This is a genomic window from Pseudarthrobacter sp. RHLT1-30-1 (assembly GCF_059383415.1).
Genome location: NZ_JBWZCG010000002.1, coordinates 235956 through 256833, shown reverse-complemented (window position 1 = coordinate 256833; position 20878 = coordinate 235956). Strand labels below are relative to the sequence as shown.

At 69.7% G+C, this 20878-nt stretch carries 20 protein-coding genes and 1 riboswitch; of the genes, 11 read left to right on the top strand and 9 right to left on the bottom strand.

Going from position 1 to position 20878, the window contains the following annotated elements:
* Positions 1–29 precede the first annotated feature (29 nt).
* The gene (locus AC50YM_RS03560) at positions 30–1613 is read right to left on the bottom strand and encodes an aminopeptidase P family protein (protein WP_494955621.1); all 1584 of its coding nucleotides are present in this window, start codon (positions 1611–1613) and stop codon (positions 30–32) included.
* A 91-nt stretch (positions 1614–1704) separates the two neighbouring features.
* On the opposite strand from AC50YM_RS03560, the gene AC50YM_RS03555 reads away from it, so the two are divergent.
* The gene (locus AC50YM_RS03555) at positions 1705–2550 is read left to right on the top strand and encodes a PHP domain-containing protein (RefSeq protein ID WP_494955620.1); all 846 of its coding nucleotides are present in this window, start codon (positions 1705–1707) and stop codon (positions 2548–2550) included.
* Positions 2551–2641: 91 nt separating this feature from the next.
* On the opposite strand, the gene AC50YM_RS03550 is transcribed toward AC50YM_RS03555, so the two are convergent.
* The 3 genes from AC50YM_RS03550 to AC50YM_RS03540 all read right to left on the bottom strand — a co-directional run bounded on the left by AC50YM_RS03550 (position 2642) and on the right by AC50YM_RS03540 (position 7127).
* Entirely contained in the window at positions 2642–3514 is an 873-nt protein-coding gene (locus tag AC50YM_RS03550; protein ID WP_494955619.1) for a DNA-methyltransferase, read from the bottom strand.
* Positions 3515–3522: 8 nt separating this feature from the next.
* A complete protein-coding gene (locus tag AC50YM_RS03545) occupies positions 3523–5292 on the bottom strand; it encodes a DEAD/DEAH box helicase (RefSeq protein WP_494955618.1) in 1770 nt (589 codons plus the stop codon).
* Positions 5293–5591: 299 nt separating this feature from the next.
* Positions 5592–7127, bottom strand: a complete 1536-nt coding sequence (locus AC50YM_RS03540) for an RNB domain-containing ribonuclease (RefSeq protein ID WP_494955617.1) — start codon at positions 7125–7127, stop codon at positions 5592–5594.
* A gap of 41 nt (positions 7128–7168) precedes the next feature.
* Between AC50YM_RS03540 and AC50YM_RS03535 the strand changes: the two genes are divergently transcribed.
* A complete protein-coding gene (locus AC50YM_RS03535) occupies positions 7169–7840 on the top strand; it encodes a ferritin-like fold-containing protein (protein WP_494955616.1) in 672 nt (223 codons plus the stop codon).
* Between the two features lie 15 nt (positions 7841–7855).
* On the opposite strand, the gene AC50YM_RS03530 is transcribed toward AC50YM_RS03535, so the two are convergent.
* Complete coding sequence (locus tag AC50YM_RS03530; RefSeq protein ID WP_494955615.1) at positions 7856–8599, bottom strand: thiamine phosphate synthase; 744 nt, start codon at positions 8597–8599, stop codon at positions 7856–7858.
* A gap of 26 nt (positions 8600–8625) precedes the next feature.
* Positions 8626–8760: riboswitch (TPP riboswitch) on the top strand.
* On the opposite strand from AC50YM_RS03530, the gene thiO reads away from it, so the two are divergent.
* The 4 genes from thiO to AC50YM_RS03510 all read left to right on the top strand — a co-directional run bounded on the left by thiO (position 8754) and on the right by AC50YM_RS03510 (position 11835).
* The gene (gene thiO, locus AC50YM_RS03525) at positions 8754–10091 is read left to right on the top strand and encodes a glycine oxidase ThiO (protein ID WP_494955614.1); all 1338 of its coding nucleotides are present in this window, start codon (positions 8754–8756) and stop codon (positions 10089–10091) included. Its footprint overlaps the riboswitch before it by 7 nt.
* On the top strand, positions 10088–10324 hold the full coding sequence (thiS, locus tag AC50YM_RS03520; protein ID WP_494955613.1) for a sulfur carrier protein ThiS: 237 nt from the start codon (positions 10088–10090) through the stop codon (positions 10322–10324). The genes thiO and thiS overlap by 4 nt, the downstream gene beginning before the upstream one ends.
* Positions 10321–11145, top strand: a complete 825-nt coding sequence (locus AC50YM_RS03515; RefSeq protein WP_494955612.1) for a thiazole synthase — start codon at positions 10321–10323, stop codon at positions 11143–11145. The genes thiS and AC50YM_RS03515 overlap by 4 nt, the downstream gene beginning before the upstream one ends.
* A 15-nt stretch (positions 11146–11160) precedes the next feature.
* Positions 11161–11835: a 4a-hydroxytetrahydrobiopterin dehydratase gene (locus AC50YM_RS03510; protein WP_494955611.1), complete on the top strand. Its 675-nt coding sequence runs from the start codon at positions 11161–11163 to the stop codon at positions 11833–11835.
* A 52-nt stretch (positions 11836–11887) separates the two neighbouring features.
* Here AC50YM_RS03510 and AC50YM_RS03505 read toward each other — a convergent pair whose 3' ends face one another.
* The 3 genes from AC50YM_RS03505 to AC50YM_RS03495 form a co-directional block, all read right to left on the bottom strand.
* Positions 11888–12190: a hypothetical protein gene (locus tag AC50YM_RS03505; RefSeq protein ID WP_494955610.1), complete on the bottom strand. Its 303-nt coding sequence runs from the start codon at positions 12188–12190 to the stop codon at positions 11888–11890.
* Between the two features lie 78 nt (positions 12191–12268).
* Positions 12269–12493 (bottom strand): DUF3107 domain-containing protein, encoded by a 225-nt coding sequence (locus AC50YM_RS03500; RefSeq protein ID WP_494955609.1) that lies wholly within the window; start codon positions 12491–12493, stop codon positions 12269–12271.
* Between the two features lie 53 nt (positions 12494–12546).
* Complete coding sequence (locus AC50YM_RS03495) at positions 12547–13209, bottom strand: TetR/AcrR family transcriptional regulator (protein WP_494955608.1); 663 nt, start codon at positions 13207–13209, stop codon at positions 12547–12549.
* 83 nt (positions 13210–13292) lie between these two features.
* Here AC50YM_RS03495 and moeB point away from each other — a divergent pair, with 83 nt between their 5' ends.
* Entirely contained in the window at positions 13293–14513 is a 1221-nt protein-coding gene (moeB, locus tag AC50YM_RS03490; protein WP_494955607.1) for a molybdopterin-synthase adenylyltransferase MoeB, read from the top strand.
* Positions 14514–14552: 39 nt separating this feature from the next.
* Positions 14553–15575 carry an SDR family NAD(P)-dependent oxidoreductase gene (locus AC50YM_RS03485; RefSeq protein ID WP_494955606.1) on the top strand — a complete coding sequence of 341 codons (1023 nt, stop codon included), beginning with the start codon at positions 14553–14555 and terminating at the stop codon, positions 15573–15575.
* A gap of 29 nt (positions 15576–15604) precedes the next feature.
* Here AC50YM_RS03485 and AC50YM_RS03480 read toward each other — a convergent pair whose 3' ends face one another.
* Positions 15605–16960, bottom strand: a complete 1356-nt coding sequence (locus tag AC50YM_RS03480) for a glutamyl-tRNA reductase (protein WP_494955605.1) — start codon at positions 16958–16960, stop codon at positions 15605–15607.
* 182 nt (positions 16961–17142) lie between these two features.
* On the opposite strand from AC50YM_RS03480, the gene hemE reads away from it, so the two are divergent.
* The 3 genes from hemE (at position 17143) to AC50YM_RS03465 (ending at position 20747) form a co-directional block, all read left to right on the top strand.
* Entirely contained in the window at positions 17143–18240 is a 1098-nt protein-coding gene (gene hemE, locus AC50YM_RS03475) for a uroporphyrinogen decarboxylase (RefSeq protein ID WP_494955604.1), read from the top strand.
* Positions 18241–18316: 76 nt separating this feature from the next.
* On the top strand, positions 18317–19816 hold the full coding sequence (gene hemG / locus AC50YM_RS03470; protein WP_494955639.1) for a protoporphyrinogen oxidase: 1500 nt from the start codon (positions 18317–18319) through the stop codon (positions 19814–19816).
* A gap of 574 nt (positions 19817–20390) precedes the next feature.
* Positions 20391–20747: a hypothetical protein gene (locus tag AC50YM_RS03465; protein WP_494955603.1), complete on the top strand. Its 357-nt coding sequence runs from the start codon at positions 20391–20393 to the stop codon at positions 20745–20747.
* The last annotated feature ends 131 nt before the right edge of the window (positions 20748–20878 follow it).

Here is a 20878-nt window from a genome sequence, read left to right as displayed (position 1 = left end):
AGCGGCCGCAACTGCCGGCCGGCACGGAATTACGCCGTCTGGCCGTCAGCTTCCTGGTAGATGCCCGCCATCCAGGACTCGACGTCGTCAGCCTTGCGGGGCAGGGCGGCGCTGAGGTTGACCGGGCCGTCGGCGGTCATCAGGATGTCGTCCTCGATCCGGACCCCAATCCCGCGGTACTCCTCGGGGATGGCGAGGTCCTCGGCCTTGAAGTAGAGCCCGGGTTCGATCGTGAAGACCATGCCGGCGGTCAGCACGCCGTCGAGGTACAGGTCACGCTTGGCCTGGGCGCAGTCGTGCACGTCCAGGCCCAGGTGGTGGCTGGTGCCGTGCGGCATCCAGCGGCGGTGCTGCTGGCCCTCCGCGCTGATGGCTTCCTCGACGGAGACCGGGAGCAGGCCCCACTCGGCCAGCCGTTCCGCCAGCACGGTTGTCGCTGCCGTGTGGATCTCACGGAACCGGGTGCCGGGCTGCGCGGCGGCAAAGCCGGCGTCGGCGGCGTCCAGCACGGCCTCGTAGACCTTGCGCTGGATTTCGGTGAACGTGCCGTTGGCCGGCAGGGTGCGGGTGATGTCGGCGGTGTAGAGCGAATCCGCCTCGACTCCGGCGTCGAGCAGCAACAGCTCGCCCGCGGTGATCTTGCCGGTGTTCCGGGTCCAGTGCAGCACGGTGGCGTTGTTGCCGCTGGCCGCGATGGTGTCGTAGCCGAGTTCGTTGCCTTCCTCCCGGGCACGGGCGAAGAATGCGCCCTCGACGACGCGCTCGCCGCGCTGGTGGGTGAGCGCCCGCGGCAGGGCCTTGACCACCTCGGTGAAGCCCTGCACGGTGGCGGCGACGGCGGTTTTCATCTGCCCGATTTCCCACTCGTCCTTGAGCAGGCGGAGCTCGGAGAGGGCTTCGGTGAGCTTCTCGTCGAGGGCGTCGAGGATGCCCATGTCCAGGTTCTCGGGGTCCTTGGCCGTGTTGTACCGGGCGGTGTCCACGAGGGCGTCGATGTTTTCGTCCGTCTTCCGGACCAGCCGGATGGAGATCCCGCCGATTTCGGGGGCACCAACGTTCTTGGTGATCGCCAGTTCGAGTCCGCTGATATCCGCGGTGTCCAGGCCGAGACGGGCCTCGAACTCGGCCAGGGTGGGGCGCGCGCCGATCCAGAATTCACCGGCGCGGGAGTCGGCGTAGAACTGCTCGGTGTCGCGGCCGGCCAGCGGCCGGAAGTACAGCGTCGCGTGATGGTGGCCGCCGTCGTCGCCCTTGCCTTCCCCCGCGGGTTCCAGGATGAGCACGGCGTCGGGCTCATGGTCCAGACCAAGGCCGGTGAGGTGCGCGAAGCCCGAATGCGGGCGGAAACGGTAGTCGCAGTCGTTCGAGCGGACCTTCAGCGGACCGGCGGGGATGACCAGGCGTTCGCCTTTGAACAGCTCTGAGATGGCGCGCCGCCGGGTGGCTGCATGGCCGGCGACGGCATCGCGTTCCGGGAGCTGCACGCGGGACGGGGCCCAGTTGCTGGCCATAAACGCCTTGAAGGCGTCGGAGCTGGGCCGCTGTGAGCGGTTGTTGACGCGCTCGTCGAGGGGCTGGGAAGCGGAGACTTGGGTGTTATCTGCATCGTTCACCGTCCCATCGTCTCACCAGCGGTGCGGCTGGGGCGAACAGGCCGGCGGTGCGTCCCGGGGCGCCGGCGCGCCGATCTATTAGGCTGGGAAGGTGAGGATTGACCTGCATGCCCACTCGAATGTTTCCGACGGCACCCAAGCCCCCGGCGCCGTGATGGCCGCCGCGGCGGACGCGGGCCTCGACGTCGTCGCGCTCACCGACCATGACTCCACCGACGGCTGGGCCGCGGCCACGGCAGGTGCCCGCGAGCACGGCGTGGCGCTGGTGCCGGGGATGGAGATTTCCTGCCGGACGACGGAGGGCATCAGCGTCCACCTGCTCTGCTACCTGCACGACCCGGCGCACCCCGGGCTGCTGGAGGAAATCACCAAGGCCAAGGACGCCCGTTTCACCCGGGCCGAACGGATGGTCAGCCTGCTCGCGGAGGACTACCCGCTGAGCTGGGACGATGTCATCCACCACGTCGCGCCGGGCGCCACTCTGGGCCGGCCGCACATCGCCGATGCCCTCGTCGCCGCGGGTGTGGTCGCGGACCGCACCGAGGCCTTCGAATCGATCCTGACCTCGCGATCACGGTATTTCGTGCAGCACTACGCCCCGGACCCGGCCTTCGCCGTCGAACTCGTCCGGGACGCCGGCGGTGTGCCGGTGTTCGCCCATCCGGTGGCGACCGCCCGCGGCCGGGTCGTGGGGGAACGCATCTACCAGGAAATGATCGACGCCGGGCTGGCCGGGCTGGAGGTCAACCACCGGGACAATCCAGAGGAGGGCAGGGTGTTCCTGCGCAAACTCGCGGCCCGCCACGGGCTGCTGGTCACGGGGTCCTCCGACTACCACGGGACCGGGAAGCCGAACCGGCTGGGCGAGAACCTGACCACGCCGGAGGTTTTTGCCCGGATCGAGGAACTGGGAACCGGGACCGCAGTGGTCCGCTGACGCCGGCGTCCCCTCAGGCGCCCCGCACCGCCCGCACGTAGCCCCGGCCCCCCGGCCCGAATAAGCCCCGGGAGTGATGGGTCAGCGGGGGTCAGGTGCGCGGGAACTCGGTGAAGCTGGCGTGCGGGGAGAGCCGCTTGGCCATCACGTCGATGGCCGGCTGGTTCTGGTCCACACAGACGAACTTCCGGCCGAGCTTCGCGGCGACGGCGCCGAGGGTTCCGGACCCCGCGAAGAAGTCCAGGCACCAGTCGCCGGGGCGGCTGGAGGCGGCCACCACGCGGCGGATCAGCCCTTCGGGCTTCTGGGTGGGGTAACCGGTCTTTTCCTTGCCGGTGGGGGAGACAATTGTGTGCCACCAGACGTCGGTGGGCAGCTTGCCGAGTTCGCGTTTGGCCGGAGTCACGAGCCCGGGGGCCATGTAGGGTTCCCGGTCCACTTCGGCGCTGTCGAAGTGGTATTTTGTGGGGTTCTTGACGTACACGAGGATGTTGTCGTGCTTGGTCGGCCAGCGGTACTTGGCGCGGGCACCATAGTCGTAGGCCCAGATGATCTCGTTCAGGAAGCACTCGCGGCCGAAGATGGCATCGAGCATGACCTTGGCGTAGTGCACCTCGCGGTAGTCCAGGTGCAGGTACAGGGTGCCGTCGTCGGCGAGCAGCCGCCAGGCCTCGACGAGCCGCGGCTCGAGGAAGGACCAGTAGTCGCTGAACGCGTCGTCGTACTTGTGCAGCGCGCCCTTGATCGTGTCGTAGGAGCGTCCCTTGAACCCGACCCGGTCGCCATCGCCGCCGGCATTGAGCACCATCTTAGTTTCCTGGCGCTTCTGGACCCGGCCCGTGTTGAAGGGCGGATCCACGTAAATGAGTGTAAAGGCGCCGTCCGGCAGCGTCGGGAGGTACTCCGCGTTGTCCGCGTGCACCACCAGATTGCTGCCGTCCGGCGCCCAGACGGTGTCAGTCATAGAGGGGTTTAGGCCTCGGCGCTGCGTGCCGGAGCTCCGGCCTCGCCGACGACAACTTCGCCGTTGTGGCGGCGCGTGCGGGTGCGGCGGCGCGCGCGGGTGGCGCGGTCGACCTCGGTCGGTGCGCTGGCGGGAGCCTTGGCCGGAGCCTCGGCCACGGGGCCGGTGCTGGCATCCGCTTCGGCCGGACGACGACGGCGGTCTCCCGAGCGGACGCTGTCCTTACCGCCGGTGCCGCCGCCGCTGCGGCGGCTGTCACGTCCGCCGCCGGTGCTGCCGCTGTCCCGTCCGCCGCTGCGGGCGCTGTCACGTCCGCCGCCGGTGCTGCCGCTGTCGCGTCCGCCGCTGCGGGCGCTGTCACGGCCGCCGGCCTGGCCGGTGCGGGGGGCGTTCTTTTTGCCGGTCTCGCCCAGGTCCTCCAGGACCTCGGCATCAACACCGGCCAGCACGCGCTTGTCCCGGGGAAGGCGGCCCTTGGTGCCCGCGGGGATGTCGAGTTCCTCGAAGAGGTGCGGGGAGGAGGAGTAGGTTTCCACCGGCTCCGGGACGCTCAGGCCCAGGGCTTTGTTGATCAGGCCCCAGCGGGGCATGTCGTCCCAGTCAACGAAGGTCACAGCCGTGCCCTTGTTGCCGGCGCGGCCGGTGCGGCCCACACGGTGCAGGTAGATCTTTTCATCTTCGACGCACTGGTAGTTGATCACGTGGGTGACGTCGTCGACGTCGATGCCGCGGGCGGCGACGTCGGTGGCGACAAGGACGTCCACCTTGTTGTTGCGGAAGGCGCGGAGCGCCTGCTCGCGGGCGCCCTGGCCGAGGTCGCCGTGGATGGCGGCGGCGGCAAAGCCGCGGTCCACGAGTTCCTCAGCGACCTTGGCGGCGGTGCGCTTGGTCTTGGTGAAGATGATGGTCCGGCCGCGGCCGCGGGCCTGCAGGATGCGGGCCACCACCTCGATCTTGTCCATGCTGTGGGCACGGTAGATCAGCTGGCGGATGTCGCGCTTGGTCAGGCCTTCGTCGTCCGGGTCGGCGGCGCGGATGTGCGTCGGCTTGGTCATGTAGCGGCGCGCCATGGCGACGACCGGGCCGGGCATGGTGGCCGAGAACAGCAGGGTCTGGCGGACAGCGGGCGTGCCGGCGATCAGGGTTTCGACGTCCGGAAGGAAGCCGAGGTCCAGCATTTCGTCTGCCTCGTCAAGGATGACCATCTTGACGTTTTTCAGGACGAGGTGCTTCTGCTTGTACAGGTCGATAAGGCGGCCGGGGGTGCCAACGACGACTTCGACGCCGTTCTGCAGCGCTTCGACCTGCGGCTCGTAGGCGCGGCCGCCGTAGATCGTGGTGATGCGGGCGTTGCGCTTGCGCGCGGCGTTCTGCAGGTCGTTGGCAACCTGGACGGCCAGCTCGCGGGTCGGTACGATCACGAGGGCCTGCGGGGCGCCCGGGGCGGGAAGCTTGTCATATCCCGCGTCGTCCGGTCCGACGACGCGCTGCAGCGCCGGGATGCCGAAGCCGAGGGTCTTGCCGGTGCCGGTCTTGGCCTGGCCGATGATGTCGTGGCCGCTGAGGGCGACGGGCAGGGTCATGGCCTGGATCGGGAAGGGATGCGTGATGCCGGCGTCGGCCAGCGACTCGACGATGTCTGCGCGGACGTTGAAGTCCGCGAAGGTCTTCTCGGCGATCTCATGCGGCTTCTCATCCGAGATGATGGTCTCTTCAGGCTCGAGCGTTTCCGTTCCGGATTCGTCGGTCAGAAGCTGGTGTGTGTGCAATTCACTCACTAGGGGAGTTTCCTTATTCATTTGGGCTGCGCTGCTTGCTCAACGGGGCCGGCCGGGTGGCCGTTCCGGAGCACGCTCAGGCGCGCAAGCAAATCCAGTGGAAGCCGATCGCGGGCTATCTAAATGCTGGCACTGGGGACCAGCGGGTCTTACTCAAGATCGCGTAGGGGCGGGCTTGTTGAATTCGAAAATCGAGGAAATCAACGACCGGGCATCCATATCTACCTTCCCAGTCTAGCTGTACGCAGCGCGGAACCTCGACGGAGACCGCCGACGGCGTGTGGGAACCTGCCGGGTGCTCAGCCCACCAGCTCCAGTTTGACCTCGCGGGTGGCGATGTCGGCGGAGACGATGCGGACCCGGACCTGGGTGCCGGGTTCCAGTTCGCCGGGGCAGCGGGCGGTCACCGCGGGCTCGGCGATCTGCACGATTCCGGAGGGTCCGTTTCCGTTGCCAGCCTTGGCGCCGCCGTTGCCGTTCCCGCCCTTGTCGTTGCCGTTCTTGCCATCAGCGCCCTTCCCGTTGCCGGTCTTGCCATTCCGGGCTGGCTTGCTGCCTGAGATCACGACGGCGTCGAACTCCTGGCCGACGTGGTTGACCAGGAGGGCAGCCTCGACGGTGTCGAGCGCGAGGCGTTCCAGCTTGGCGGCCAGCTGGTCCGAGGTCGCCATGATCGAGGGAAGGGACGGCAGGGCGGCGCGGGCCCAGTCGGGGACGGCGGTGCCGTTGCTGAGCGCCTCGCAGATCACCAGGACAAACCGGTCGATCAGCCGGCGCAGCGGGGCGGTGGAGTGGGCGTAGGCGGCGCCGATGGCGGCCTGGGTGGCCGCCTCGGGGACCGTCCCGTCGAAGGGGGTGTAGCCGGCGCCGCGGAACAGCATGCCGGCCGAGTGCACGATCGCCAGTTGCCGGGCGTCCGTGGGATCCAGGGTGCGCAGGTATTCGCCGTAACTCATCTGGCCGTCCCACGGCTTGCCCAGGGCGCGGGTCTGGCGGTGGAAGTGCGCCAGTGAGGCTTCATCCGGGGCCGGCATGGTGCGCAGGATGCCTACTTTGCCGGCCAGCATGATTTCGGCGGCGGCCATCCCGGTCATCAGGGAAATCTGGGCGTTCCAGTCCTCCACGGGCAGCGGCGGCGCAGCGACAATCCGGTAGCCGCCGTCGGGCAGCTGTTCGATTTCCTGCTCCGGCATGTTCAGGCTGGCGCCGCCGCGGAGCCGTTCCAGCTCCACCCGCTTCATCCCGACCTCCTTGAGCAGCTGGAGGACGGGGGCGGCCGTTCCGGCGTCAAGCTCGGACTGCACCCCGCGGTAACTGAGCTTGGCCCGGCTGCGGACCGCTGCGCGGCGGACCAGCACCGCGGACACCTCGGCGGCGGCGTCGAGCTCGAATTCCCAGACGAATGCGGCGCACAGCTGGCCGGCCAGCAGGCTGCCTGCTTCCTCGCTGATGACTTCCGGGTGCAGCGGAATCCGGCCGTTCGGGGTGTAGAAGGTCTGGCCGCGGCGGCGCGTCTCGGCATCGAGCGCACCACCGGGGGAGACAAAGGAGGGGACATCGGCGATCGCGTAGAAGACCTTGTAGCCCTCACCGGCACGGTCGATGAAGAGGGCCTGGTCCAGGTCGGTGGAGGACGCCGGATCGATGGTTACAAACTCGATATGGGTGAAATCCAGCTCCGGCAGCTCGTGCCCGGCGACCGCCTCCTTGGCCTCCCGGAGTGCGTCTTCGGGGAAGGGCCCCGGCAGCTCCAGTGTCGTGCGCAGCGCATTGAGCGCCTCGGCAAGCTGGTTCTTTTGCTGGTGGACACTCGGGGTCAGACGATGATGGGACACGAAAATCAGATTAGCTTCATTTGCGCCATTAGTCTTGGATCATGAGCACATCCCCGGTCGATCCTGCCCGATACAACAGCTTCCTGAGGGATCTGCTGGGCGTGATGGCCTACGGCGAGCTGTCCGCCTTCGAACGGCTCTCCTCCGATGCGCGGTATTCCCCCACGCTGCACGACCGGGCGGTGCTGGGCCGGATCGCGGTGATCGAGTTCCAGCACTATGAACTGGTGAGCGCCAAACTGGACGCCATGGGGCTGGACGTTGAGGCCGCAATGCTGCCGTTCCAGCCGTCCGTGGACCACTTCCACGAACGCACCCGCCCCTCGGACTGGTACGAATCCCTGATGAAGGCGTATGTGATCGACACCGTCTCCGCCGATTTCTACCGCGCGGTGTCCCGCGACGTTGACGCCGGCACGCGGGCCCTGGTGGAGCAGATCCAGGCCGATGAGGAGGCCACGGCGGTGCTGCGGGAGTTGCTCAAGACCGCCCTCGCCGATGACCCGCGGCTGGCCTCGCGGCTGGCGCTGTGGGCCAGGCGCCTGCTCGGGGAGGCCCTGACCCAGGCGCAGCGTGTGGGTGTTGAGAATGCGTTCGTCGGCGGCCTGGCCGGCGCGGACGGGGACCGGTCCGGGGAACTTGTGCGCGTGCTGATGGCGGAACTGGCGGCGAACCATTCGCGCCGGATGAGAGACCTCGGCCTGGCCGGCTGAGGGGACGGACCGGGCTCAGTTTCCCGCGGCATCGAGTGCAGCCAGCAGGGACCGGGCGGCGTCGGCGGGATCATCGGCCTCCGTGATCGCGCGCACCACCACGATCCGGCGGGCCCCGGCGTCCACCACCTGCTCCACATTTCCGAGGTCAATGCCCCCGATCGCAAACCACGGCACAATACCTGCGGCGGCGCCGGTGCCGGCGTCGGAGTTGGTGACGGTGTTGGTGCCTTCGGACTCGTCCCCGGCCCTCCCCGCGGCCCGGCGGACCGCGTCCGCCGCGTGGCGCACCAGTCCGAGCCCGACGGCGGCGCGGCCGGGCTTGGTCGGGGTGGCCCAGACCGGCCCGACGCAAAAGTAGTCCAGGCCGTGGCGGCCGGGGGCCGCGGCGATGGCTGCCTCCACCTGCTCCGGACTGTGGGTGGACATCCCGATCACGGCGTCCTGGCCGATGAAGTCCCGGGCTGCCGGGAGCGGGAGGTCCTTTTGCCCGATGTGGAACACCGGAGCGCCCGAGAGAGCGGCGAGGTCCGCCCGGTCGTTGACGGCCCAGAGCTTGCCGTGACGCTCGGCGGCCTGATGCAGGATGGCCAGGAACTCCAGTTCCTCGGCCGCTTCCAGCGACTTGTCGCGCAGCTGGATGATGTCGACCCCGCCGGCATACGCGGAGTCCACGAAGTCCGCGAAGTCCCGCTGTTCCTGGCGGGCATCGGTGCAAAGGTAGAGGCGGGCGGTGGTGTGGAGGGCATCCGGAGTCATGGTTCCAGCCTAGTTCCCCTAAACTGGGCCGGTACCGCGGGAGCCCGCCGCAACCGTCCACGCCCCTGGCGTCCGGAACCGGCAGGCTGAGAGGGCGTCAGAGCCGACCGCTTGACCTGATCCGGTTAGTACCGGCGTAGGGAAGGAATACTTTATGGGCGAAATATCCGCCCGCGGCCCGGCCGCCGGCACCGGGAGCACGCCGGCTGCCGCCACACATGACGCCGCAGCCGGCCCGTATTACGACGTCGCCGTGATCGGCGGCGGCGTGGTCGGACACGGGATCGCCTGGGCCGCGAGCCGCTCGGGCCGTTCAGTCGCCCTGATCGACGAAGCCCCCGGAAGCGGCGCCAGCTGGGCGGCCGCGGGAATGCTCGCCCCGGTGAGCGAACTTCACTACCAGGAGGAGGCCCTCCTGGAGCTCATGCTGGAATCCTCCGGGCTCTGGCCGGGATTCGCTGCCGGACTTGAGCGCGGCGGCGGGCCGGCAACGGATTCCGGCGGCTTCGTTGGCGCCGCTACCGGGTACCTCACGACGCCGACCCTCGCCGTGGGGGCCGACGCGGCGGACCGCCGGGCACTTGCGGACCTGCGCACCGTCCAGCAGTCGTACGGCCTCGCCGTGGAGCCGATGACCGTCCGTGCGGCGCGCGCACGAGAGCCGCTGCTGAGCCCGGGGATCTCCTGCGCCTTCGAGATCCCCGCCGACCACCAGGTGGACCCCCGCCGGCTGCTCGCCCGGATTGGCGAACTCCTGGCCGCGGACAGCCTGTGCCACACCATCAGGCGGCGCGCCGCGGGGCTGCTCCGGGAGGACGGCCGCGTGGCCGGCGCCCGTCTCGCCGGCGGCGGCTCCGTCCGGGCCCGCGAGACGATTGTGGCCAACGGCCTGGGCGCCGCCGGGCTCACGGGCCTGCCGGCCGGACTCCGGTTGCCGCTGCGGCCGGTCCACGGCGACATTCTCCGGCTCCGGGTGCCGCAAAAACTGCGGCCGCTGCTGACCTCAACGGTGCGGGGACTGGTCCGCGGCGTGCCGGTTTACATCGTGCCCCGGGAGGACGGCACGGTCGTGATTGGAGCCACCCAGCGCGAGGACGCTCCCGGCGGTGACAACCACCCGGCAGCGCCGGCCGGCACTGCGGTGTCCGCCGGCGGCGTTTACCAGCTGCTCCGCGACGCCCAGCAGCTGCTCCCCGCGGTCGCGGAACTGGAACTGCTGGAAGCAACCGCCAGGGCCCGGCCCGGTACTCCGGACAACGCGCCGCTACTGGGCCGGGTGGCGGAACGGGGAAGCCCGGGGGACGTTGCGGGACTGATCATCGCCACGGGGTTCTTCCGGCACGGAATCCTGCTCACGCCCGCCGCCGCGGAGATCTGTTGCCAGCTGATGGACGGCGTCGCCGACCCCCGCTGGGCCCGCTTCCGGCCGGACAGGTTCGCCGCGGACCCCCACCACCCATCCACCCCCGAGTACAGCAAGGAAACGCTATGAACATCACCCTGAACGGAACCGGGCGAACGCTCGCCGAGGGCGCCTCGGTCGGCACGCTGGTCAGCCAGGTCACCGGCCGGCTGCTGGCCCCGAACGGCCAGTCTGCGGACGGCACCAAACTCGGGGTCGCCGTGGCCCGCAACGCCGAGGTGGTTCCCCGCAGCCAGTGGCACGGCACCGCGCTCGCCGACGGCGACGACATCGAACTGGTCACGGCGGTCCAGGGAGGATGAGCGGGATCGCGAACACCACGGCAGCGGCGCCGGGAGCATCCCCGGCGGCAGCGGATCTGTTCACTCTCGACGGCGTGCAGCTCGGGTCGAGGCTGATCATGGGCACCGGCGGGGCGCCGAGCCTGCACGGTCTGGGGGATGCACTGCTGGCCTCCGGCACGGAACTGACCACCGTGGCGATACGGCGCTACTCGCCAGCGGAGGCCGGGTCGTTGTTCCAGCTGCTGCTGGAGCACAACATCCGGGTTCTGCCCAACACCGCGGGCTGCTTCACCGCCCGGGATGCCGTGCTGACGGCCGAGCTGGCCCGCGAAGCCCTCGAAACGGACTGGGTGAAGCTGGAAGTGATCGCGGACGAGCACACCCTGCTGCCGGACGCCGTGGAACTTGTCGAGGCCACGGAGCAGCTGGTGGGCCGCGGTTTCAAGGTCTTCGCCTACACCAACGACGACCCCGTGCTGGCGCTGCGGCTCGAGAACCTGGGCGCCACCGCGGTGATGCCGCTGGGCGCGCCGATCGGCACCGGATTGGGAATCCTGAACCCGCACAACATCGAACTGATCGTTTCGCGCGCCTCGGTGCCCGTGGTCCTGGACGCAGGGATCGGCACCGCCTCCGACGCGGCCCTGGCCATGGAGCTGGGTTGCGACGCCGTGCTGCTGGCCACGGCGGTAACACGGGCGCAGAATCCGGTGCTGATGGGGGGGGCCTTCAAGCACGCGGTGATCGCCGGTAGGCTGGCAAAAAGGGCCGGCAGGATTCCGCGCCGGGAGCATGCGCTGGCGTCCTCGGTGATGGAAGGCCGGGCCGAATTCCTTTAGGCAAAGGAGCCTGCCATGGCAGCAGCCGGGGACGTCCTCACCGAGGACCAGGTTGACGCGGCACTGACGGCGCTGCCGGACTGGCGGTACCGGCTCGGTGGCCTCGTCACGGTCTACAAGGCGCCGACAGCGGCCGCGGCGCTGGAACTGATCGCCGCCGTCGGACGCCTGGCCGAAGAGCAAAACCATCACCCGGATCTGGACTGGCGCTTCAACCGGGTCTTCCTCCGCTACAGCTCCCACGACGCCGGGGACGAAGTCACGCCGCGGGACGTCGCGGCCGCCACAGCCGCCGGTGCAGCGGCAGCCGGGATCGGGGCCACCGCGGAGCCTGGCCTGTACCGGACCGTCGAGGTGGCGATCGACACGGAGGACCCGGCCGCCATTTCGGAGGTCTGGCGGGTTGCCCTCGGCTACCGCCGGGGCAGCTCCGATGACCTGGTGGACCCGTATGGACGAGGACCGACGGTCTGGTTCCAATCGACGTCCACCCCGAACCCGAACCGGCTGCACCTCGACATCCACCGCAGCAGGGCCGAGTCCGGCACCGTGCTGGAGAAAGCGGCAGCCACCGGGGCGTTAATGAACCGTGACCACGCACCCAACTGGGTGGTGGTCACGGATGCGCAGGGTAATCAGCTGTGCCTTTGCACTGAAGCCGGGCCCGGGCCGGACGTGCCGGCGACCTGAGCCCCCGCCAACCGGCCGCAGCCGGGCTAGCAGCGCCCGCTAGCAGCGCCCGCTAATAGCGCAGGATGGCAGTGAGCCGGGCTGTATCCCGGCGGGTGCGGGACTTGCCGAGGTACAGCACGGCCGCCGCGGCGGCGGCTGCGCCGAGGACCATGGGCAGCACCCACGGAATCCAGGTCAGCCCGGGCTGGTAGCCCAGCCCGGCGGAGATGAAGATGATCCAGCTCAGCATCCCCACGGCAAGCGCGACTCCCGCCGGCACGGCGATGCCGTATTTGGCGTGCCGCTTGTCATTGGCCCAGACCACAAAGCCCGCGGCCACGGTCACCAGGGCAACCACAATCAGGGAAAGCATGTTCGGACTCCTCGCGGGTCGGGATGGAGCAGCGGCGGAATCTGCCGCCGCACCGGGTGAACGCGCACCGGATAAAGGCTAGAGGACGCCGAAACCGACGCGGCGCGATTCCTGGGCGCCGATTTCAACATAGCCCAGGGCGTTGGCGGGAACGATGATCAGGCGGCCCTTTTCGTCGGTGAGGCGCAGCTCGGCGCCTTTCGCGAGGGCTTCGCCGACCACCTTGGCGACGGCGTCGGCATCCTGGGCCGATTCCAGGACAATTTCGCGGCCGATGTTCTGAATGCCGATCTTTACTTCCACTGCAAGGCCTCCCAGCCAATCAAAGTTCTCAGGGTGTTATGTCTATTTGTAGTCTAGGTTTCCTTGGGGAAGCGTGAGATTCCGCGCCAAGCTAAACGGTAGATCAGGTCACTGGCCACATCGAGGTCAAGATTGCCGTCGGTTTCCAGCCAGTACCGGGCACTGATCTGGGCCATTCCCGCGAGTCCGCGGCCCAGCAGCTGGGCCTCCAGCTCGGGCAACTTGGTGTCCTCCGCGATGACCCGGGCGACGGCGTCGGCGAAGGTCTTGTTGAAGGCTTCCAGCCGGGCACTGACGTCCACGTCATTGACCAGGTCGGACTCGAAGACCAGGCGGTGGGCCTGGTCGTCGCTGGCGATGAAGCGGAAGTAGGCGCGCATCACGGCTTTGACCCGCTCGTCGTTGTCCGTGGTGGAGTTGAGGGCACCCAGCAGCAGGGCGATCAGTTTGCTCAGCTCGCTGTCCAGCAGGGCCAGGTACAGCTCGCGCTTGGACGGGAAGTGCTGGTACAGCACGGGCTTGCTGACGTGGGCCGTCTCGGCGATTTCGTCCATTGCGGCTCCGTGGTAGCCGTTGGCAACGAAGACTTCCTGCGCCGCCGCGAGCAGTTGCGTCCGGCGTTCATCGCGCGGCAGCCGCGCGGAACGCTGCCCGCTTCGTGCCGGCTCCGTCGACTTTCCGGCATTACCGCGCTCAACCGGTGCCTGATGAACCACTGTCGGCCTTCTTTCGCTTGCTGTTACGTTCACTTTACGTGCCGGTAATATGACCTGGCGCATCTTCGGGCATAGATTGAAGTATGGCTTCCAAGTTGACTCCAAACGCAGCCCCCGCCAGTCCGGAAAAAACGCCCGGGGCGCCCGGGCCGCTGGTGGAACCGGCCGACGGCCTGAGCCCGGCGGAAGTTGAACGTTACTCCCGGCACCTGATCATTCCGGAAATCGGGGCGATCGGGCAGCGCCGGCTGAAAAACGCCAGGGTCCTCGTCATTGGCGCCGGCGGACTCGGTTCTCCCGCGCTGCTCTACCTGGCCGCCGCCGGGGTGGGCACCCTGGGCATCATCGACGACGACACCGTGGACCTGAGCAACCTCCAGCGGCAGGTGATCCACGGCGTGGCGGATGTGGGCCGGCCCAAAATCGAATCCGCCCGCGACGCCATTGCCGCGCTGAACCCGCTGGTCGACGTCCGGCTGCACGATGTCCGGCTTGACGCCTCAAACGCGCTGGACCTGTTCGCCGGCTACGACCTCATCCTCGACGGCGCCGATAACTTCGCCACCCGGTACCTGGTGAACGATGCCGCGGCGATCCTGGGCAAGCCCTACGTCTGGGGTTCGATCTTCCGCTTCGACGGGCAGGCCAGCGTTTTCTGGGAACAGTACGGACCCACCTACCGGGACCTGTACCCGGAGGCCCCTCCCGCAGGATCCGTCCCGTCCTGCGGGGAAGGCGGAGTGTTCGGGATGCTCTGCGCCGCGGTTGGTGCGCTGATGGTGACCGAGGCCGTCAAGCTGATCACCGGCGTCGGGCGCTCCCTGCTGGGCCGCGTGGCGCTCTTCGACGCGCTCGGCGGGACCTGGCGGGAAATCCGTGTCTCCCGCGATCCCGAGGCGGAGCGGATCACGGAACTGACCGACTACGAGGCTTTTTGCGGCATCACTCCCGCCGCGGAGGTTGGCACCGGGCGCACCGTGACGGCGACCCAGCTGGCCACGATGCTGGCCTCCCGCAAGGCCGGGCTCAAGGACTTCCAGCTCATCGACGTGCGGGAGGCCGGGGAGTACGAGATCGTCCGGATCGACGGGGCGCAGCTGATCCCGCAGGGCCGGATCCTGGCCGGCGAAGCCTGGCACGAGCTGCCCCAGGACACCGACATTGTCTTCCACTGCAAGGCCGGGACGCGGTCCGCGGCCGTCCTCGCCGCCGCACGGGCGGCCGGGTATGAGCGGGTCAGTCATCTCGACGGCGGAATCCTGGCCTGGGTGCGCGACGTCGAGCCCGGCAAACCGGTTTACTGAGGCTCGGCCTGACGTGAACCCGATGGAAAGGCCAGCGGCATGACCGATGACATGGGCGCAACCCCGCAGCACAAGATCGGCTCCGGCTTCGGGCGGGACTCGACGGCGGCGGAGGTCATCGCCGGGATTGACCTTAACGGCAAGACCGCGATCGTCACCGGCGGTTACTCCGGCTTGGGCTTGGAAACCGTCCGGGCACTGGCGTCAGCGGGCGCCGCGGTGGTGGTTCCGGCCCGGCGGCCGGACCACGCCCGCGCCGTCCTGGCGGAGGCCGGGGTCGCTTCCGGGACGGACGCCGGAGGAGTGGGCGTCGCCGCGCTTGACCTCGCCGACCTGTCCAGTGTGCAGGAGTTCGCGGCCAGCTTCCTGGCCTCAGACATCCTCGGCGTCAGCGGCAGCCTGGACATCCTGATCAACAATGCCGCGATCATGGCCAGCCCCGAAGGCCGCGTGGGTCCCGGCTGGGAGTCGCAGTTCGCCACCAACCACCTGGGCCACTATGCACTGACCAACCTGCTTTGGCCTGCGCTGGCTGCCGGCTCCGGGGCCCGGGTGGTGTCGCTGTCCTCCACCGGGCACAAGCTCTCGCCGATCCGCTTCGATGACATCAACTTCGAGAGCGGCTATGACAAGTGGCGGGCGTACGGGCAGGCCAAGACCGCCAACTCCCTGTTTGCCGTGCAACTTGATGCGCAAGGCAGGGACCGCGGGGTGCATGCCTTCGCGGTGCACCCGGGCGGGATCATGACGGAACTCCAGCGCCACCTGCCGAGGGAAGAAATGATTGCCTCCGGCTGGATGGACGCGGCCGGTAAGGTCGACGCACGGTTCAAGACCCCCGCCCAGGGTGCGGCGACGTCCGTCTGGGCGGCGACGTCGCCGGCGCTTGAGGGCATGGGTGGTGTCTACTGCGAGGACTGCGACATCGCTGAGCCCACCGTGGTGGGATCGTCCGAGGCACGGATCCGCGGTGTGGATGCCCACGCAGTGGACCGCGCTGATGCCGCCAGGCTGTGGACGCTGTCTGCAAAGCTGACGGGAATCAACGCCTTCGGCGGCTGACAACTCCGGCCGCCCGGAACCAACGGGGCTTAGGCGGTTTCCCGCGCGCCGCCGGTTTCCCGCACGCTGTCCGGTGCCGGAACCCCCAGGTGCCCGACCGGGCAGGCGGCGTCCGGCGCTTTCGCTGCGGGCAGTTCGACGGTGATGCCGTACAGCGCCTCCAGGGCGGCCACATAGTCTTCCTGCTGTCCGTTGGCGGCCAGCTCGCGGGCCCGGACCGTAGGGACGTGCAGCAGCTGCTTGACCATCCGGCGGAGCGCAAACTCGACCTCCTCGGCGGCGGCGGTGCAGCCGTGCCGGGCCCGGACCTTTTCCATTTCCGCGTCCAACACATTCATGGTGTGCCGGCGCAGGGCGACGATTGCCGAGTCCACCGAGCGGGACTCGCGTTCCTGCTCGAAGGCGCTGGCCGCACCGGACACAATGCTGCTGGCTTGGGCCAGGGATTCGGCCTGTTCCTGCGGGGCGGCCAGCCGGACCGACTCCAGCGTCAGCAGTTCGACGCCGTCGAGTCCGCCAACGGCGGGATCGAAGTCGTGCGTGAGGGCCAGGTCGATGGCTATCAGGGGCTGGGGTGAGTCCGCCCGGACCCGGGCAAGTTCTGCCGCTTCGACACGGGTATCCGCGCCGCTGCAGCCGATCATCACGTCGGCGGCGGCGACGGCAGCCGGAAGGCTTTCACCATCCAGCGCGGTTCCGCCGCGGGTGGCGACGAAACCGGCGGCGCGGCCCGAGGAGGAGTAGACAGAGACGTCCGTGCAGCCGCGTTCGCGCAGCAGGGACATGGTGGCGCCGGCGTAGGCACCGGTGCCGAACACCACGATTTTCTTGGTCGACCAGTCGGGGTCCTCGGCGAGATCGGTGGCGAGGTCCAGGGCGACGGAGACGACGGAGAGGCCGCGGGCGCCGAGGGCGGTCTGGGCGCCGACGTCCTTGGCGGTCTTCGACGCCGCCTGGAACAGCCGCACGAGGCCGGAGCTGGCCGTGCCTTCGTGCTGGGCGGTAATCAGGGCCCGGCGCACCTGGCCGGCGATTTCGCGTTCACCGACGACGGCGGAGTCCAGTCCGGAGCTGACCGAGAACAGGTGCTGGGTGACGTCCGGGCCGGTGCGGGTGCTGAAGGACTGCGCGACGAGCTGTTCGTTGAGCCCGGTGGACCCGCTGAGCTGGGCGATGAGGGCAGCGCGGGCGTTCTCGACGTCGTCCGGGCGGGGCGCTTCACCATAGATTTCGAAGCGGTTGCAGGTGGCAAGCACAATGGCACCCGCCACGGCCGGCGATCCGGCGAGGGCGGATGTGGCGAGCTCTGAAGCACCGGTGCTCAGTTGAGCAACGGTCTCGAGGTCGATGTCGGCGTGGGTCGCCACCAGAGAAAAAAGAACCACAGCAGGACAATCATAGCTTTTTCGTTCATCCGTAGAACAACCAGCCGACATGTAATCGCACACACCGGTCGGTGATTCCCGTCACCGCCGGGGCGCGGGCCGGGGCACTGCGCTTGTCGCTGCCGGTGTCGGTGACAAGCTGTCGTTATCTTTTGGGGCCGATTTTGGGCACAATCGAAGGCATGACTCCTAGCGCTGCGGCAACACCTGAAATTTCCGGCCTGGACGCCGGGCACCCGCTGATGGACGGCCGCACCGCGGATTCCCCGCTGATCACCGCCTACCGCGGCGGCAAGCCGTCCCGCCGTCCGGTCTGGTTCATGCGCCAGGCAGGCCGGTCGCTGCCCGAATACCTGAAGCTGCGCGAGGGCGTCGCGATGCTGGATTCCTGCCTGCGCCCCGAACTGGCCTCCGAGATCACCCTGCAGCCGGTCCGCCGGCACGACGTCGACGCTGCCATCTTCTTTTCGGACATTGTTATTCCGCTGAAGCTGGCCGGAGTCGGCGTGGACATTGTTCCCGGTGTTGGGCCGGTGCTGGACAAACCGGTCCGCACCGCGGCCGACGTCGCCGCCCTGCCGCAGCTGACCTGGGAGGCGCTGGAACCGATCCGCGAAGCGGTCCGGCTGACCGTGGCCCAGCTGGGGAACACCCCGCTGATCGGCTTCGCCGGCGCGCCGTTCACGCTCGCCGCGTACATGGTGGAAGGCAAGCCGTCCCGCGACCACCTCGGCCCGCGCACCATGATGCACGCCGATCCCGAGACCTGGACCGCGCTGGCGAACTGGGCCGCTGACGCCTCGGGCATGTTCCTGCGCGCCCAGCTGGAAGCCGGCGCCTCGGCCGGCCAGCTCTTCGACTCCTGGGCAGGGTCCCTCGGACTGGCCGACTACCAGCGCTTCGTCGCCCCGGCCTCCGCCCGGGCCCTGGACCATGTGCGGCACCTCGGCGCCCCGCTGATCCACTTCGGCACCGGCACCTCGGAACTGCTTGTTGCCATGCGCGACGTCGGCGTCGACGTCGTCGGGGTGGACTACCGGCTGCCGCTTGACGAAGCCAACCGCCGGCTGGGCGGCACGGTGCCGTTGCAGGGCAACATCGACCCGGCCCTGCTCTCCGCTCCGTGGGAGGTGCTGGAGGCCCACGTCCGCGCCGTCATTGCCGCCGGCGCCTCGGCCCCGGGCCACGTGCTGAACCTCGGCCATGGCGTCCCGCCGGACACCGATGCCGGCGTGCTGACACGCGTCGTGGAACTTATCCACTCGATCTCCCCGGAGTAGGCCGGTGGAGGCACCCGGCAGCACCGCCGCGGGGACCGCAGCCCCGACCCCAGTACCTGCCGCAGCGCAAACCGCCGTGGTGGTCGGCGGCGGGGTCTCCGGCCTGCTCGCGGCCCGCGAGCTCACCCGGGCCGGGGTCCGGACCACGGTCCTGGAAGCCTCCGGCGCGTGGGGCGGCTGCGTCGGCAGCCACCTGGTGGCCGGCCTGACCCTGGACAGCGGCGCCGAGTCCTTCGCCACCCGGTCTTCCGCCGTGGCGGACCTGGCCGGGGAGCTCGGCCTGGCCGATGCGATCGTTGCACCAAATCCCGGCGGCGCCTGGGTCCAACTGCCCGACGGCCCGCGGGAACTTCCCCGCACCGGGGTTCTCGGCATCCCGGCCAACCCGTGGGACCCGGAAGTCCGCCGCTCCCTCGGCCTCGCCGGTTCGCTCCGGGCTTCGCTGGACAAACTGCTGCCGGCCTCGCTGGGCACCAAGGCCGAGGCCACGAGCGTCTCGGCACTCGTCCGGGCGCGGATGGGGCGGCGCGTGCTCGAACGGCTCGTGGCCCCTGTCGTCGGCGGCGTTCACTCCGCGGACCCGGAGGTCCTGGATATCGACATGGTGGCGCCGGGCCTGCGCGCCGGGATCCGGGAACACGGGTCCCTGGCCGCCGCCGTCGCGGCCCAACGCGGCGGCGCCAAGCGCCCAGCCCAACGTCCGGGAGCCCTGCGCAGCAGGCATCAGCCCGCCGGAGCGCCAGCAGGGGACCAGCCCGCCGGGGCGCCGGCAGAGGTAGCACCGCCGGCCGCACTGCAGAAGGCGGGATCGGCCGTCGCCGGGTTGCGCGGCGGAATGCACACCCTCATCTCCGCACTACTGGCCGAACTACGCGGCCAGGGCGTGACGCTCCTGGCCGACACCCGGGCCGACACCGTGGAACGCACCGCCGACGGCTGGCGGGTTTCCGCGGCCGGCACTGCGCACGACGCCGGGCTCCTGGTCGTCGCCGTGGAAGGCCCGGCCGCCGTCGATCTTCTCGCCAGGGCCCTGCCCGACCTGGCCGGCCTCCGACCGGAGGCCGGTCCCGACGTCAGCCTCGTCACCCTCGCAGTCGACCTGCCCCGGCTCGATGCCCGGCCGCGCGGCACCGGGGTCCTGGTCGCGCCGCAGAGCCCGGGCATCCAGGCCAAGGCCCTTACCCACGCCACCGCCAAATGGCGGTGGCTGGCAGATCAGGCCGGCCCCGGAACCCACGTTCTCCGGCTGTCCTACGGGCGCGGTGATGCCCGGCACGGGTCCCGGGGCCTGCCGGAGCCCCGGGGCGACGCCGAATTGTTCACGGCTGCCCTGAAGGACGCCTCGGTCCTGCTGTCCGTTCCGGTCACGGCCGGGGACGTCGTGGACTGGGACGTCGTGCGCTGGGGCGGCGCACTGCCCTTCGCCTCGCTCGGACACAAGCGCCGCATCGCCGAGGTGCGGAGCATCTGCGCGGCGGACGGCACCCTGGCGGTGGTGGGCGGCTGGCTGTCCGGCAACGGCCTTGCGGCAATCGTTGCCGACACCCCAAAACAGGTCCGTCAACTTCTGTCCTGAGCGGCGCCGGGGGGCCGGGGGCCGGGCAGATTTCCGGCCTCGCACGCGCCGCGGGATAACTGGAACCATGGGGAATCCGCAAATTTTCCCCCGCGTCTCCCGGCGGCTAGGGTCGATGACCATGGTTACGCACAGGTCCAACGTCGACAACACACAGGCCGGCCGACCGAGGGTGCGTCGGCGTGGCACGGCCGCAGCCGCGCTCGGCCTGGTGCTGGCTCTCTCCGCAGGCGCTCCCGCTTCACAGGCAACCACCGGCGTTTCCACGCCGGCCCGGGGTTCGGGTGGGGCGGACTTGCTCGCCCTTGACTTCGAGGGCCGGGCCGGCGGCCTGCTCGCCCCGTTGAAGCAGCCCACGCCGACTCCCTCGCCCTCAAATTTCTCGCCGCGGCCGACACCTTCCGAAGAGCCCGCCGAGCCGGAGCCGAGCCGCAGCCCGAAACCTTCTCCCACACGGCCCGCCAGCCCGGGCCCGGTCGCGCCGCCGGTCCCCGTAGCCCCGCAGCCCAGGGCGCCCCGGGTGCCCTGGGCTCCGCAGCCGATCTTGCCCGTGGCACCACGGCCCATCTTGCCTGTGGCACCCAGTCCTGCCCGGCCGCTCCCGGGTCCGTCCGCCACGGTGCCGGCGCCCGCCGCAGCAGTCCCGGACGCAGGCGCCCCGGCCGCCGAAGCGCCGCGGGGGACGCTGGACGCGGACGCCCCCGCCGCCACGGAAGCCCCGACGCCGCCGTCGAACATGGCCACGGCCACCCCGACAGCCCCGGTCGGCCCGGCAATGGCGTCGGCCAAACCCCGAACCGGGAGCACCTCGATGGAGGCCACGTCAACGCGCCAGCCCATTGAGGACGCGCCGTTGCTCGGCCTGGGCATCGGACTGGTCGTCCTGTCGCTGATCGCCGGCGTAGTGGTGCTTCGGATCCGCCGGGTCTGACAGCACGGCCGGACCGGGCAGTGCCCCCGGACGCGGCAGTGCCACGGACCCGGCAATGCGCCCCCGGGCACGGCAATGCGCCCCCGGGTGCGGCGCCCGGATCCCCGGCGGTGTGAAATGAAGCACTTCTA

Excerpts from the sequence above, each read along its gene's own strand:
- AC50YM_RS03550 (WP_494955619.1), bottom strand. The coding sequence starts at position 3,514 with ATGACTGACACCGTCTGGGCGCCGGACGGCAGCAATCTGGTGGTGCAC.
- AC50YM_RS03535 (WP_494955616.1), top strand. The coding sequence starts at position 7,169 with ATGAGCACATCCCCGGTCGATCCTGCCCGATACAACAGCTTCCTGAGG.
- AC50YM_RS03530 (WP_494955615.1), bottom strand. The coding sequence starts at position 8,599 with ATGACTCCGGATGCCCTCCACACCACCGCCCGCCTCTACCTTTGCACC.
- thiO (WP_494955614.1), top strand. The coding sequence starts at position 8,754 with ATGGGCGAAATATCCGCCCGCGGCCCGGCCGCCGGCACCGGGAGCACG.
- thiS (WP_494955613.1), top strand. The coding sequence starts at position 10,088 with ATGAACATCACCCTGAACGGAACCGGGCGAACGCTCGCCGAGGGCGCC.
- AC50YM_RS03515 (WP_494955612.1), top strand. The coding sequence starts at position 10,321 with ATGAGCGGGATCGCGAACACCACGGCAGCGGCGCCGGGAGCATCCCCG.
- AC50YM_RS03510 (WP_494955611.1), top strand. The coding sequence starts at position 11,161 with ATGGCAGCAGCCGGGGACGTCCTCACCGAGGACCAGGTTGACGCGGCA.
- AC50YM_RS03505 (WP_494955610.1), bottom strand. The coding sequence starts at position 12,190 with ATGCTTTCCCTGATTGTGGTTGCCCTGGTGACCGTGGCCGCGGGCTTT.
- moeB (WP_494955607.1), top strand. The coding sequence starts at position 13,293 with ATGGCTTCCAAGTTGACTCCAAACGCAGCCCCCGCCAGTCCGGAAAAA.
- AC50YM_RS03485 (WP_494955606.1), top strand. The coding sequence starts at position 14,553 with ATGACCGATGACATGGGCGCAACCCCGCAGCACAAGATCGGCTCCGGC.
- hemE (WP_494955604.1), top strand. The coding sequence starts at position 17,143 with ATGACTCCTAGCGCTGCGGCAACACCTGAAATTTCCGGCCTGGACGCC.